Annotated in this window: 15 protein-coding genes; 8 read left to right on the plus strand and 7 right to left on the minus strand. The window is 64.5% G+C overall.

The genetic code is table 11. The features are described from left to right. Positions 1-24 precede the first annotated feature (24 nt). Complete coding sequence (locus G8O24_RS29355) at positions 25-2,697, minus strand: sensor domain-containing protein (protein WP_188105463.1); 2,673 nt, start codon at positions 2,695-2,697, stop codon at positions 25-27. Between the two features lie 205 nt (positions 2,698-2,902). Between G8O24_RS29355 and G8O24_RS29360 the strand changes: the two genes are divergently transcribed. Next, the gene (locus tag G8O24_RS29360; protein ID WP_188105464.1) at positions 2,903-4,006 is read left to right on the plus strand and encodes an NAD(P)/FAD-dependent oxidoreductase; all 1,104 of its coding nucleotides are present in this window, start codon (positions 2,903-2,905) and stop codon (positions 4,004-4,006) included. A gap of 121 nt (positions 4,007-4,127) precedes the next feature. On the opposite strand, the gene G8O24_RS29365 is transcribed toward G8O24_RS29360, so the two are convergent. Further along, positions 4,128-4,310 carry a YdcH family protein gene (locus G8O24_RS29365; protein ID WP_057757317.1) on the minus strand — a complete coding sequence of 61 codons (183 nt, stop codon included), beginning with the start codon at positions 4,308-4,310 and terminating at the stop codon, positions 4,128-4,130. Positions 4,311-4,638: 328 nt separating this feature from the next. On the opposite strand from G8O24_RS29365, the gene G8O24_RS29370 reads away from it, so the two are divergent. From G8O24_RS29370 to G8O24_RS29380, 3 genes are all read left to right on the plus strand, one after another. Beyond that, positions 4,639-4,845 carry a YdcH family protein gene (locus tag G8O24_RS29370; RefSeq protein WP_018641547.1) on the plus strand — a complete coding sequence of 69 codons (207 nt, stop codon included), beginning with the start codon at positions 4,639-4,641 and terminating at the stop codon, positions 4,843-4,845. A 109-nt stretch (positions 4,846-4,954) separates the two neighbouring features. Beyond that, entirely contained in the window at positions 4,955-5,161 is a 207-nt protein-coding gene (locus G8O24_RS29375; RefSeq protein ID WP_188105466.1) for a hypothetical protein, read from the plus strand. 23 nt (positions 5,162-5,184) lie between these two features. Further along, on the plus strand, positions 5,185-5,436 hold the full coding sequence (locus G8O24_RS29380) for a hypothetical protein (protein WP_188105468.1): 252 nt from the start codon (positions 5,185-5,187) through the stop codon (positions 5,434-5,436). 2 nt (positions 5,437-5,438) lie between these two features. Here G8O24_RS29380 and G8O24_RS29385 read toward each other — a convergent pair whose 3' ends face one another. Next, positions 5,439-6,224 (minus strand): GGDEF domain-containing protein, encoded by a 786-nt coding sequence (locus tag G8O24_RS29385; protein WP_376708106.1) that lies wholly within the window; start codon positions 6,222-6,224, stop codon positions 5,439-5,441. An 87-nt stretch (positions 6,225-6,311) separates the two neighbouring features. Between G8O24_RS29385 and purE the strand changes: the two genes are divergently transcribed. Beyond that, entirely contained in the window at positions 6,312-6,800 is a 489-nt protein-coding gene (purE, locus tag G8O24_RS29390) for a 5-(carboxyamino)imidazole ribonucleotide mutase (protein WP_188105472.1), read from the plus strand. Beyond that, on the plus strand, positions 6,797-7,903 hold the full coding sequence (locus G8O24_RS29395) for a 5-(carboxyamino)imidazole ribonucleotide synthase (protein WP_188105474.1): 1,107 nt from the start codon (positions 6,797-6,799) through the stop codon (positions 7,901-7,903). Before purE ends, G8O24_RS29395 begins: the two co-directional genes overlap by 4 nt. A gap of 36 nt (positions 7,904-7,939) precedes the next feature. Here the strand turns inward: G8O24_RS29395 and aqpZ are convergent, their stop codons facing one another. Then, a complete protein-coding gene (aqpZ, locus tag G8O24_RS29400) occupies positions 7,940-8,662 on the minus strand; it encodes an aquaporin Z (RefSeq protein WP_188105476.1) in 723 nt (240 codons plus the stop codon). 260 nt (positions 8,663-8,922) lie between these two features. Here aqpZ and rpsU point away from each other — a divergent pair, with 260 nt between their 5' ends. Both rpsU and G8O24_RS29410 read left to right on the plus strand, forming a co-directional pair. Continuing rightward, positions 8,923-9,219: a 30S ribosomal protein S21 gene (gene rpsU, locus G8O24_RS29405; protein WP_027545547.1), complete on the plus strand. Its 297-nt coding sequence runs from the start codon at positions 8,923-8,925 to the stop codon at positions 9,217-9,219. A gap of 254 nt (positions 9,220-9,473) precedes the next feature. After that, positions 9,474-10,124 (plus strand): tetratricopeptide repeat protein, encoded by a 651-nt coding sequence (locus G8O24_RS29410; RefSeq protein ID WP_188105478.1) that lies wholly within the window; start codon positions 9,474-9,476, stop codon positions 10,122-10,124. 30 nt (positions 10,125-10,154) lie between these two features. On the opposite strand, the gene G8O24_RS29415 is transcribed toward G8O24_RS29410, so the two are convergent. The 3 genes from G8O24_RS29415 to G8O24_RS29425 all read right to left on the minus strand — a co-directional run bounded on the left by G8O24_RS29415 (position 10,155) and on the right by G8O24_RS29425 (position 12,603). Then, positions 10,155-11,102 (minus strand): hypothetical protein, encoded by a 948-nt coding sequence (locus G8O24_RS29415; protein ID WP_188105480.1) that lies wholly within the window; start codon positions 11,100-11,102, stop codon positions 10,155-10,157. Between the two features lie 93 nt (positions 11,103-11,195). Next, the gene (locus G8O24_RS29420; RefSeq protein ID WP_188105482.1) at positions 11,196-11,480 is read right to left on the minus strand and encodes a cupin domain-containing protein; all 285 of its coding nucleotides are present in this window, start codon (positions 11,478-11,480) and stop codon (positions 11,196-11,198) included. A gap of 25 nt (positions 11,481-11,505) precedes the next feature. Continuing rightward, the gene (locus G8O24_RS29425) at positions 11,506-12,603 is read right to left on the minus strand and encodes a calcium:cation antiporter (RefSeq protein WP_188105484.1); all 1,098 of its coding nucleotides are present in this window, start codon (positions 12,601-12,603) and stop codon (positions 11,506-11,508) included. Between the last annotated feature and the right edge of the window lie 42 nt (positions 12,604-12,645).

The raw sequence follows: 12,645 nt of genomic DNA on the forward strand, positions 1-12,645 counted from the left end.
GAGCAAGGTACGTACCCGCCACCACTAGCCGGTCTTGAGCGCAAGCTCCATGGCTTCGATGCGGCCGACGAGGCCGGCATATTGCCCGATCGGCAGCGGCTTGCCGAGCAGATAGCCCTGCACGCCGTCGCAGCCCTCACGCGCGAGGAAGGCGAGCTGGTCGATCGTCTCGACGCCCTCGGCGATGATCGACATTTCGAGGCCGTGGCCGAGATCGATCACGGCGCGGACGATCGCCGCCGATTGCGGGTTGCGGCCGAGATTGATGATGAAGGCGCGGTCGATCTTGATCTTGTCGAACGGGAACGCCTGCAGATAGCTCAGAGAGGAATAGCCGCTGCCGAAATCGTCCATGGAGATGCGCACGCCCAGCGCCTTGAGCCGGCGCAGCAGCGCCAGACCGCGGTCGAAATCCTCGATGAGGACGCCCTCGGTGATTTCGAGCTCGAGCCGGCCGGGCGCAAGTCCGGTCTCGATCAGGATCGAATGGACGAGACCGACCACGTCACCGTGCATGAACTGCGCCGGCGACAGATTGACCGCGACCTGGAGCGGCTTCGGCCAGGAGGCCGCCTCGCGGCAGGCCTCGCGCAGGATCCATTCGCCCATCTCGACGATCAGGCCGCTTTCCTCCGCGATCGGGATGAATTCGGCCGGCGAGACCTGGCCGCGCACCGGATGTTGCCAGCGCGCCAGGGCCTCGAAGCCGATGATCTCGCTCTCGGCGACGCTGTTGCGCGCGATACCCTGCGGCTGGAAGGCCAGCGAGAGCTCGCCGTTCTTGATCGCCTTCGACAGATCCTGGTGCAGCACCCGGCGGTCGCGGATCTGCTGGTCCATCTCGGGCTGGTAGAGGCTGATCGTGCCGCGCGATTTCTGCTTGGCGCGGAACAGGGCGGCGCCCGCATTGGCGAGCAGCGCGGCGCCGTCGGGTCCATTGTGCGGAAAGATCGACATGCCGGTGGTGATGCCGGCACGGACGGCGCGGCCGTCGATTTGGAATTCCGGCGCCAGCGCTTCGCCGAGCTGCTGCGCCAGAGCAAGGCCGACGTCGGGCTGCTTGCCGTCGATGATCAGGCCGAATTCGTCGCCGGAAAGACGCGCCACCAGGCCGCCGCGCGCGGCGTCCTGGAGCCGCTGGGCCACCTCGATCAGCAGCTTGTCGCCGAGCGCGTGGCCGAACACGTCGTTGACCTCCTTGAGGCCGTCGAGATCGACACAGAGCACTGCGAATTCCTCGTCGGTCCCCTCACAGGCCTCGATCATCTGGTTCAGCGCCTGAAGGAAGGCGGCGCGGTTCGGCAAATCGGTGAGGCCGTCATGATAGGCCATGTGCGCCATGCGCGACTCGGTCTGCCGGCGGTTGGTGACGTCCTCGTGGGTCTTGATCAGATATTGCGGCTCGCCGGCATCGTTGAGCACCGTGGCGCGCCGCGTCAGGAACAGGCGCAGGCCGTCCTTGGTGGAGATCGGATGCTCCTCGGTGATCACCCCGCGCTTCTTGATCGCAGCCTCGTCGCGCGCAATGATCAGCTTGGCTTCCTTGGCATTGAAGATATCCGACGCCGTCAGGCCGGTGGCTTCCTCGCGCTTGCGGTTCAGGATCGTCTCGGCGCTGCGATTGGCGAGCAGATAGCGGCCGTCCTTGACCTGCTCCACGATCAGCGCGACCGGGATGTTGTCGACCACGAGCTCGAGGAACTTCTTGGTGCTCTCCAGTTCCTGCGACAGCGACCGCCGGTCGGTGATGTCCTCGAACACGACCAGGAGGAATTCCGGCTTGTTGCTCTCGTTGCGGACCGCGATGCGGATCGAGGCGACCATGCGCCGTTCCGAGCCGCGCTCGATCTCGAATTCGTTGCGGTATTGGCCATCGGGCGCTGCGAGCGCCGCCCGGTCGGCCGCCTCGATGCTGGCCGCCGAGCTCGGCGCAAACAGCTCGCGCGCGCATTTGCCGACGGCCTGGTCCGGCGGGAAGCCCCAGAAGCGCTCATAGGCGCTGTTGGCGAAGATGTAGCGGCCGTCCTCGATGTTCTTGGCGGCGACGCAGGCCGGCACGTTGTCCAGCACCGTTTCCAGGAACTGCTTGGTCGAGGCGAGCTGCCGTGACAGCGCGCGCTGCTCGCTGACGTCGAGATGGGTCGCCACCGAGCCGCCGTTCGGCAGCTCGAAATACTTCACCAGGATGGACCGGCCATCCGGCAATTCGGTGATCAGGCCGTTGGGGCTGGACGCCTTCTCGTAGAACTCGTCATCGGTGACGCCGAGGACGCCGCGCTGCCGCCGCAGTTCGAGGATGTCGTAGCCGGTCATGTCGGCCCAGAGGTCCGACCGCAACAGGCCATAGATCTCGAGATAGCGATCGTTGCAGAAGATGATGCGCCGCTGCGCATCCGTCATCACCACGCCCTGGTTGAGATTGTTCATGGCGGAGGAGACGAAGGCGTTGCGCCGCAGCTGCGACCGGCGGGCGCGATGCAATGCGGAGTTGATCCACAGCGCCGTGGCGGCCAGCAGCCCGAAAAACGCAACGCCGCAAATCAGGGCTTCCCAGACCAGGCTGGGTTCGAGCCCGTCGAGATAGGCCGGCAGAGCCGATGATTCGGCATGCGCAGGCGTGATCGCTCCTGCCAGGCACACGACGACCTGCACAGCAATCAGAATGGTGCTGCCCGCGTGCCAGTTCCTCTCAGCCATCAGCCACCCGCGATTTCAACTGCGGATTGTCTGGCTTCGCGGGTTTGGATCGGGTAAACGCCTGTACGCTCAACAGAAAAATGTGACGCAAAATACGGCAATTGCCCTGACATGATAAATGTTTCCTTAATGGAGAACGGCCTCACGGCGCGTTTCCCAGGCCCATCGGCGCGATCGGCCACTTCGGCGGGATGTCTGCTTAGCCATGGATAGGGTCGACTGCGTCGTCATCGGAGCCGGTGTCGTAGGGCTCGCGGTGGCAAGGAGGCTCGCACAGGCCGGGCGCGAGGTGATCGTGCTCGAGGAGGCCGAGGCCATCGGCACCATCACCTCCTCGCGCAACAGCGAGGTGATCCATGCCGGGATCTATTACCGGGCCGGCAGCTGGATGGCCCGCATGTGCGTAAGCGGCAAGCAGGCGCTGTACCGCTACTGCGGCGAGCGCGGCATCCCGCACAAGAACTGCGGCAAGCTGATCGTCGCGACCAATGCCAAGGAAACCGAGAAGCTGCAATCGATCAAGGCGCATGCCGAGGCCAATGGCGTGCTCGACATGCAGTTGCTCTCGGGCGAGGCCGCGCGCGCGCTTGAGCCGGCATTGGCCTGCGACGCCGCGCTGCTGTCGCCGTCGACAGGCATCATCGACAGCCATGCCTACATGCTCTCGCTGCGCGGCGAGGCCGAGGAAGCGGGCGCCGCCTTCGCGTTCCGTACGCCGCTGATCCGCGCCAAGGCGGAGGCCGGCATGATCGAGATCGAAGCCGGCGGCGAAGCGCCGATGACGCTGCAATGCGACCTGCTCGTCAACGCCGCCGGGCTTTCGGCCACCACCGTGGCACGCCACATCGACGGCATGCCGGTCGACCGGATTCCGCCAGCCTATCTCGCCAAGGGCAATTATTTCAGCTGCAATGCGCGCGCGCCGTTCTCGCGCCTGATCTATCCCGTGCCCGAGCCCGGTGGGCTCGGCGTGCATCTGACGCTGGACATGGCGGGACAGGCGCGCTTCGGCCCCGACGTCGAATGGATCGAGACCATCGACTATGAAGTCGATCCATCACGCGCCGAGCGCTTCTATCCGGCGATCCGCAGATACTGGCCGACATTGCCCGATGGCGCGCTGATGCCGAGCTATTCGGGTATCCGCCCGAAGATCGTGCCGCCGGCGGTGGCCACGCAGGATTTTCTGATGCAGGGGCCGCGCGACCATGGCGTCGCAGGCCTGATCAACCTGTTCGGCATCGAATCGCCGGGACTGACATCGTCGCTCGCGATCGCGGACCACGTTGCCGAGCTCGCCGAAATCTAAAGCAGTTTTACGCCGCGCGACGATGGCCGCGCGGTGCGCACCTTGCAGACAGGGACGAGCGCAAAAGCTCTCATCCCTGTCTAAAAGGATACGATCAAACTTGACGCTGTTACGGGGGTTACTAGTGAAGCGTGTCGCCGGTCTGCTTCAGTCGTTCAATCTGGTCCTTGACCATCAACTTGCGGCGCTTCAACTCAACAATTTGCAGGTCGTCTGTTGAAAGGTGCACGAGAGCTTCGTGCAGTTCGTTTTCGAGAGTTTTGTGCTTCCGTTCCAATTCAACCAGATGTGCCTGAATTGTCATTCGAAACCTCCTCGGCAGGGGTGAACCTTGGATTCGATCCGGACGAGGAAGTGTACATCACCGATTCGTTCTGTCGATGGGTATCCGTCGTCGCACCGTCATTTTTGAAAATTCATATGTAATGAAGCGTGAGCAAGGAACTGCGCGGCGAAAAATCCATGATATCAATGCGCTCGCACGACGCACTTGCGAATCGTTGAAATATCTTGCGAGGGAGCGGTGCGCGAAGGTTTCAGATCGCTTGCGATCACGCCGCGCAAGGACGATAATTTCCACAGGGCATCCACAGCCTTAATCTCAAGCCTATCGGTTTTCGGCCACCGCAGACATGACCCATGAAGACGAGCGTGAGCTCGAAGCCGAGCTCACCCGGTTGCAGCAGGAACACCGAGATCTCGATGCGGCGATCGATGCACTGCATCAATCGCCCGCCCCCGACCTGTTGCGGCTGCAGCGGTTGAAGAAACGCAAGCTGTTGTTGCGCGACCGTATCGCCTTCATCGAAGACCAGATCACGCCCGACATCATCGCCTGATCCACCGCGGTTTCAGATTGCCGCAATGAATCCGCTTGACTCAAACAGAACAAAAGAAGAACATTGAGCTTGCCCCGATGCCTCCAGGAAACGCCCAAGGACACCGCCGATGTCAGTCCCAGCCCTTCTCGACAACAGCCATTATGAACAGGCCTGCGACCAGGCGATCGCGATGTGCGACGGCAACCTGCGCAGCACCATCAAGGCGCTGATCATGGCCAACGAGTATCTGGAGGCCGAACTGGAAGAGTTGCAGGCGGCTGTGAGGGCCGGCTGCATTCCGGAGGCGTCGCGCAGCAGGAGCAGCGCGGCCTAAAATCTCACCATTGGAGCAACGCCATGTCAGATGTGACCTACTACGTTGCAATGCCCTTCCTGATCGATGCCGACGGATCGACGGTCGCCGGCGCCGCAGAAGAATGCCAGAGCTCGACAGCCGCATTACGGCGCGCCGAGGCCCTGGCGCGCGGCACCGGCCATATCGGCGCTGTCGCATTCAGCCGCAGTGGCGATCCCATGACCGGCGAATTCGGTGATGCCACGCTGCTGCGCAAATTCGGCAACGTGCCGGAAGATCTGGCCACGCTGTAGAGTCAGCTGCTCACCAGCCTGATCCGTGGTTCGTGCCGCCGATGCGCCTTGCGCACATACATGGCGGCATCGGCCTCCTCCAGCGCACGAACGGGATCGGACTGCGCACCGAGCAGCGCAACACCGGCGGACGCGCCCGCCGTCACATGCTGGCCCCGAAAGACAAAGGACAATTCGTCGATCGCCTGCTCGAAGATGGCGGCCTTCGCCTTGGCGTCGGTCTCGCTGAGATTCCAGAGCAGCAGGGCAAACTCGTCGCCGCCGAGACGGCCGACCACGTCGGAAGCGCGGATCTGCCGCCTCAGCGTCGCGGCGATCGCCTTCAGCACCTCGTCGCCGGCGGCGTGGCCGAAGGAATCGTTGATCGGCTTCAGCCGGTCGACGTCGAGCACGATCAGCGCGCCGCTGGCGTGATAGCGCTTCATGTAGGCGAGGGCGCGCTGGAGCTCGCGCTCGAAGCCGCGCCGGTTGGGGATGTCCAGCAGGAAATCGGTGTCGGCAGCCGCCTCGAGCTCGGCGACGCGTCGCAGCGCCTGCGTGAGCTTGGTCCGCAGGCCGCGGATGGTCGCCTTGCTGCGGTCCTTACTACTGTCCTTGCCGGCCGTCTTGGCGGCGCCGGCGACAGACATGCGGGGCGGCGCCACGGCCCGCTTGGGTGCGGTTTTCGTTCGGCCCCCGCTGGTTTTCCGGCCGTTTTTGGCCTTCGCAGCGGTCGCCCTTTTTGGTTTCTTCATGGGCATCCTGCTCAATGAAGGCTTGCGGGGATTCACCAAGACAGGATAGTGCATTCCCTTCTCCTTGCCACCGCCTTGCGAGCCGCCGGCCGGAACCGTTAATCTGGCCTATCTTTCTGTTTTCCGAGCACAATTGACGTCATGACCGCGCCGATCGCCATCATCATGGGAAGCCAGTCGGACTGGGAGACGATGCGGCACACCGCCGATACGCTTGCAGCCCTCGGCGTTGCCTCCGACACCCGCATCGTCTCGGCCCACCGCACCCCCGAGCGCCTGTTCAATTTCGCCAGGGGCGCCAAGGCTGAGGGCTTCAAGGTCATCATCGCCGGCGCTGGCGGCGCTGCGCATCTGCCGGGCATGGCGGCGGCGCTGACGGAACTGCCTGTCTTCGGCGTTCCCGTCGAGTCCAGGACCCTGAAGGGCATCGATTCGCTCTATTCTATCGTTCAGATGCCCGCCGGCATCCCGGTCGGCACGCTCGCGATCGGCAAGGCCGGCGCGATCAACGCGGCGCTGCTGGCGGCGGCCGTGCTGGCGCTGTCCGATACCGCGCTGTCCGATCGATTGGCTGCCTGGCGCAAGGCCCAGACCGAGGCGGTTGCCGAGCGCCCGGAGGACAAGGCGTGACTGACGCAAAGCAGGTGAAGCTGAAGCCCGGCGACACCATCGGAATCCTCGGCGGCGGACAACTCGGGCGGATGCTGGCCATGGCCGCCGCGCGGCTCGGCCTGCGCTGCCAGGTGTTCTCGCCCGATCCGGATTCGCCGGCCTTCGACGTCGTGCTGAACGCGACCTGCGCCGAATATGCCGACGTCGAGGCGCTCGAACTGTTCGCCCACGACGTCGACGTCATCACCTACGAATTCGAAAACGTGCCGGCCGCTGCCGCCATGGTGCTGGATTCGCGCCGCCCGGTGCTGCCCAACCGCAAGATCCTCGAGACCACCCAGGACCGGCTCGCCGAGAAGGATTTCGTCACGCGGCTCGGTATCGGGACGGCAGCTTACGCCGACGTCACTTCTGTCGCATCGCTGCGTGAGGCCATTCTGAAGATCGGCCTTCCCGCGGTGCTGAAGACCCGCCGCTTCGGCTACGACGGCAAGGGCCAGGCCATCATCCGCGAGGGCGACGACATCGCGAAAGTCTGGACCAGCCTCGCCACCAAATCGGCGATCCTGGAGGCCTTCGTGCCGTTCGAACGCGAGATCTCCGTGATCGCCGCGCGCTCGGCATCGGGCCAGGTCGAATGCTTCGACGTCACCGAGAACGAGCACCGCGACCACATTCTGAAGATCTCCCGGGCGCCCGCGCCGATTCCGGACGCGCTCGCCGAGGAGGCGCGCAGCATCGCCGGCAAGATCGCAACCGCGCTCGATTACGTCGGCGTGCTCGCGGTGGAGATGTTCGTGCTCGCCAATGGCGGCGGATCGAAAGTGCTGGTCAACGAAATCGCTCCGCGCGTGCACAATTCCGGACACTGGACGCTCGACGGCGCGTCCGTCTCCCAGTTCGAACAGCACATCCGCGCCATCGCCGGCTGGGCGCTCGGCAAGCCGGTGCGCCACGGCGAGATCGTCACCATGACCAATCTGATCGGCGACGAGATCAACGATTACGAGAAGTGGCTGAGCGTGCCGGGCGCGACGGTGCACATCTACGGCAAGGGCGCACCGCGCCCCGGCCGCAAGATGGGCCACGTCACCGAGGTCAGACCTTCGAAGAGCAAGTGAGGGACCGCAGCAGCGGCTGCGATCCCGCGCCTTGGATCAGGCCGTCTTCACGCCCGCGACGACGCCCGCGGGCTCCTCGCTGAGCCAGCGATAGATCACCCCGCCCAGCGCGCCGCCGATCAGCGGTGCGATCCAGAACAGCCAGAGCTGCGCCAGCGCCCAGCCGCCGACGAACAGCGCGGGGCCCGTGCTGCGCGCCGGGTTCACCGACGTGTTGGTGACGGGGATGCTGACGAGATGGATCATCACCAGCGCAAGTCCGATCGCGAGCGGCGCGAAACCCGCAGGCGCGCGTCCGTGGGTCGCGCCCATGATGACGAACAGAAACATCATGGTCATAACCACCTCGGTGACGAAACAGACGATCATGCTGTACTGGCCGGGCGAATGCGCGTCATAGCCGTTGGAGGCAAAGCCCTTGCTGACGTCGAAGCCGGGCGCGCCGCTGGCGATCACATAGAGCAGCTCGGCAGCGACGATGGCGCCGCAGACCTGCGCGATCACATAGGGCAGGATCTGGCCGGCCGGAAACCGCCCGCCGGCGGCAAGGCCGACTGTGACGGCCGGGTTGAGATGGCATCCCGAAATATGGCCGATCGCATAGGCCATGGTGACGACGCTGAGGCCGAAGGCCAGGGACACGCCCACGAGGCCGATGCCGACCTGCGGAAAGCCCGCTGCGATCACCGCGCTGCCACAGCCTGCGAATGTGAGCCAGAACGTACCGATGGCCTCGGCCGCGTATTTTTTCATGTCCATGAGGCGTCTCCCCTGATTTCCAAACGGTTCCGGAACAATGTCCGCTGCGGCCCTACTTAGCGCCGATCTCCCAAATCAGGGCTGCAAGGAGGTATTTTCGCCGCATTTAATGGCTGAACTTGGCCCGAAATCCCGCTTGGCCGGTGGACATCTCAGGTTTTGTCTGATACATCCGCGCGCTCAAGGTTAAGGGCTTGCGCGTTTTGCCATCCCCTTTGACTTACCAGAATTCAAATCCGATCCACTGAAGAGGATGCCGCGTGCAGGTTCTCGTTCGCGATAACAATGTCGACCAAGCCCTCAAGGCGCTGAAGAAGAAGATGCAGCGCGAGGGTATTTTCCGCGAGATGAAGCTCCGCGGTCACTACGAAAAGCCCTCCGAGAAGAAGGCCCGCGAAAAGGCCGAAGCCGTGCGCCGTGCGCGCAAGCTGGCCCGCAAGAAGCTGCAGCGTGAAGGCCTGCTGCCGATGAAGCCGAAGCCGGTGTTCGGCGCTGGCCCCGGTGGCGAGCGTGGTGGCCGTGGCGGCCCCGGTGCAGGTCCGCGCGGACCGCGCTGATCTTGCCGATCGTGCAGGACTGAGTTTTGGATGACGCGGGCCCCCCGGCCCGCGTCATTATTTTTTGAGCGGTGCCTTTCTGGGACGGGGCACTCCAGATGCGGCGCTAGCGCGCGGTGAGACTGCAATTCGTCGTCGTCGCGCTTTAGCTTTGTTGTTTGAGCATGATCTTTCGCGTAGACGCGTTCCGCGTTGTCGCGAGGAAAACCGCTCCACATTTTTCCGGATCATGCTCTAGCGCGAGCGAACCGTCGATGGCCTCCCCCTTCCCAGAGCCCGGCTTGGCGCGGTTGCGCCGGATCTGGCGCCAGCCGCTCGCGCTGACCTTGATGGGGATCGCATTATGCGGCTGCTCCTTCGATCTGGGCTCGCTGACGCCCGAGAAGGACAAGCCGCAGGAGGCGCCAAAGGCGGCTGCCGCGCCTGACAGCGCGGTCAGCGCCGCCAACGTGACCGAGGCCCAGGCCCACACGGCAAAAGCGCAAGGCCTGGCCAAGTCGGGCGAAACCCAGGCAGCGCTCGACGAGTTCAATCGCGCCGTCGCGCTCGATCCCTACAATGCGCAAGCGCTCTACGGCCGCGCCCTGCTTTATCAGGCCAACAACCAGCACGACTTCGCGATCGCCGATTTCGGCGCCGCAAGCGGGCTCAATCCGCAGAAGGCGGAGCCGCTGCTCGGCCGCGCCGTCAGCTATCTCGCCATCGGCAAGGTCAAGGAGGCGGCGGCGGATCTCGACGAGGCGTCCGAGGCCGATCCGCACAACGCCCAGATCTGGACCATGCGGGGACAGGCTTATGAGCGGCTGGGCGACAAGGCCAAGGCTGCAGCGTCCTATAACAAGGCCGTCGGTCTACGCCCGCACGACGACACCGCCCGCAGCGGCCTCGCCCGCGTCGGCGGCTGACGATATCGGGGCGGCGCCGGCGCCGACCGACTAATCGGGAGTGGCGCCCTTCGGCAGGACCGCGTGGAACATCGACTTCATGCCCGACAGCATTTCGTCGGCGACATTGGTCTTGGGCCGCGGTCCGGGTGCGGCTGCGCCGGCATCGGCGCGCAGGTCGAGCGGCGGCGCGATCACCGGTACCGGAATATCGGCCGGCGGCGTCAGCCGATTCGGATCGTCATTGCGGACCGAGGCGGTGTAGGCCGGGTTCGCCTGCGACGAGGCGCCATTGCCATAGGCCTCGGGCGAGGGCGTCGACACATTGATCGGCGGCGGCAACGGACGCACCGTCGCCGGCACAGCCGTTACCGTTCGGGGGGCTTCCGGGGTCCGGGATGCTTCCTGTACCGCCGGTTCCGGGGTCCGCTCGGCTGCCTTGGTTTCTGCGGGCTTGATTTCCGAAGATTTGGCCTCGGCGGGCTTGGTTTCCGCAGCTTTGGCCTCCGCCGCCTTCTCGGCGGCCTTGCCCTCAGGCGATTTGCGCAGGCGCTCGATGGCGGCCCGCGCCAGATCATTGGCATCGGGGGTCACGGCCGCAGAAGCGGCCGGCGCCGAATTGGCCTCGACCACCGGCGCAGCGGCGGGTGTCGCCGGGCTGGACGTGGTCGGAGAGGATTTGGCGACCGCCTTCTCATGCGCCGTGGGACGGCCGTGGGACCCGGTCTCAGCGGGGGCAACGTCCGCCGCCTTGGTCTCGGCAGGGGCGCTCTTCTCGGAGATGCTCTTCTCGGAGATACCCTTGGCCTTCACGCCGGGGCCCGGGATGTTGGCCACGTCCGCGGGCTTCTTGCCGGCATCGGCGGGCGTCACGACGGCAGCCGGAGTATCCGCCGCCGGTTTGGCATTGATGTAGTGATTAACGATGTACGCCCCGATGATCGTCGCGAGCACCGAGGGGAAAATATCCATCGAGATTTTAGCGAGGTATTTCAGCATTTCTCGGCCACTCCCCGCGCGATCTGATGCGGGAACTTTGGGGCATTGTAAGGGATCAACTGCGACGGATCGATGGCAAAGGTTACCCGTGCCTTACGGCTTCAGCTCAATCTCAAGGAACACGATCTCGGTTGAGGTTTCGTTAAGTACGTCGTGTTGAACGCCGGCCTTGCGAAAGTAGGATTTTCCGGCCGCAAGCTGGGCCTTGGAGCGCTCGCCACCGGGCGCCACGATGGTCATTTCGCCGGCAACGACGGGAACGATCACATAGTCCATCCCGTGGGTGTGATGCCCGGTCGCGCTGCCCGGAGCGAGCCGCCATTCGGTCACCCTGACCTCGTCATTGTCGACCTGAACCTCGGACTTGGCGGCAAGCATGTCAAACCTCTCTCGGGGAACCGGCTCAGGGCACGAACACCATGAACGCGTAGACGGCAAATACCACCATATGGACCAGCCCGAACAGGACATTGGTCCTGCCCGTGCCGAAGGTCAGCATGCTCAGCAAGAATGTCAGGAACAGCAGCGCCGTGTTCTGGGGATTGAGGCCCAGCACCAGCGGCTGGTCGATCACATAGGTGGCGAGCCCGACCGCCGGAATGGTGAGGCCAATGGTGGCCAGCGAGGATCCGAGCGCCAGATTGATGCTCTTCTGAAGATCGTTCTTGCGGGCCGCCGCGACCGCGGAAACGCCTTCCGGCATCAGGATCAGCAGCGCGACCAGAAGGCCCGCAAATGCCGGCGGCGCGCCGATCCTGTCGGCGACGGCGTCCACCACCAGGGAGAATTTCTTGGCAAGCAGCACGACGGCCAGCAGCGAGATCAGGAGCAACGCGATGCTCAGCGCCAGCATCGAGCCCGACAGATGGGTCCCCCCGCTCTCGCCCTCCGCCCGCTCGTGAACGAAATAGTCCTTGTGCAGGACCATCTGCGTATAGAGGAACACGCCATAGAGCACGATGGTCACGAGGTCGACAAAGCCGAGCTGAAGCGTCGAATAGACCGGTCCCGGCGTCGTCAGCGTGTAGTTGGGCATGATCAGCGTCAGCGTCGCGAGCGCAATCAGCACGCTGAGATAGACGTTGGCGCCGGAGAGCTGAAAGCCCTGCTCGCGGTAGCGCAGCCCGCCGATGAAGACGCAGAGGCCGACGAGGCCGTTGCAGACGATCATGACCACGGCAAAGACGGTGTCGCGCGCCAGCGTCGGCGCGGGCTTGTCACCGAGCATGATCGTGGTGATCAGCGCGACCTCGATGATGGTCACCGCGAGCGTCAGCAGCAGCGTGCCGAAGGGCTCGCCGATCCGCTCCGCGATCACCTCGGAATGATGCACGGCGGCGAACACGGTGCCGAACAGGATCACCAGCAGGACGATTGCGAACAGGCCGCCGCCGACCGATAGGGTGAAGCCGTAGCCGGTCACGGTGACGATCAGGAACAGCAGCACCGCCAGCGCGGGGAAGATCCAGGATGACCGTGGCATCGGTCCGTGTGCACTCATGCGGGGCGATTCCTTCGTTGAACCGCCGGAGTATGCGCGAGA

The organism is Bradyrhizobium campsiandrae (assembly GCF_014529705.1).
Taxonomy (GTDB): Bacteria; Pseudomonadota; Alphaproteobacteria; order Rhizobiales; family Xanthobacteraceae; genus Bradyrhizobium; species Bradyrhizobium campsiandrae.

Excerpts from the sequence above, each read along its gene's own strand:
- G8O24_RS29360 (WP_188105464.1), top strand. The coding sequence starts at position 2,903 with ATGGATAGGGTCGACTGCGTCGTCATCGGAGCCGGTGTCGTAGGGCTC.
- G8O24_RS29410 (WP_188105478.1), top strand. The coding sequence starts at position 9,474 with ATGGCCTCCCCCTTCCCAGAGCCCGGCTTGGCGCGGTTGCGCCGGATC.
- G8O24_RS29415 (WP_188105480.1), bottom strand. The coding sequence starts at position 11,102 with ATGCTGAAATACCTCGCTAAAATCTCGATGGATATTTTCCCCTCGGTG.
- aqpZ (WP_188105476.1), bottom strand. The coding sequence starts at position 8,662 with ATGGACATGAAAAAATACGCGGCCGAGGCCATCGGTACGTTCTGGCTC.
- G8O24_RS29375 (WP_188105466.1), top strand. The coding sequence starts at position 4,955 with ATGTCAGTCCCAGCCCTTCTCGACAACAGCCATTATGAACAGGCCTGC.
- purE (WP_188105472.1), top strand. The coding sequence starts at position 6,312 with ATGACCGCGCCGATCGCCATCATCATGGGAAGCCAGTCGGACTGGGAG.
- G8O24_RS29425 (WP_188105484.1), bottom strand. The coding sequence starts at position 12,603 with ATGAGTGCACACGGACCGATGCCACGGTCATCCTGGATCTTCCCCGCG.
- G8O24_RS29380 (WP_188105468.1), top strand. The coding sequence starts at position 5,185 with ATGTCAGATGTGACCTACTACGTTGCAATGCCCTTCCTGATCGATGCC.
- G8O24_RS29355 (WP_188105463.1), bottom strand. The coding sequence starts at position 2,697 with ATGGCTGAGAGGAACTGGCACGCGGGCAGCACCATTCTGATTGCTGTG.
- G8O24_RS29365 (WP_057757317.1), bottom strand. The coding sequence starts at position 4,310 with ATGACAATTCAGGCACATCTGGTTGAATTGGAACGGAAGCACAAAACT.
- G8O24_RS29420 (WP_188105482.1), bottom strand. The coding sequence starts at position 11,480 with ATGCTTGCCGCCAAGTCCGAGGTTCAGGTCGACAATGACGAGGTCAGG.
- G8O24_RS29385 (WP_376708106.1), bottom strand. The coding sequence starts at position 6,224 with ATGCACTATCCTGTCTTGGTGAATCCCCGCAAGCCTTCATTGAGCAGG.
- G8O24_RS29370 (WP_018641547.1), top strand. The coding sequence starts at position 4,639 with ATGACCCATGAAGACGAGCGTGAGCTCGAAGCCGAGCTCACCCGGTTG.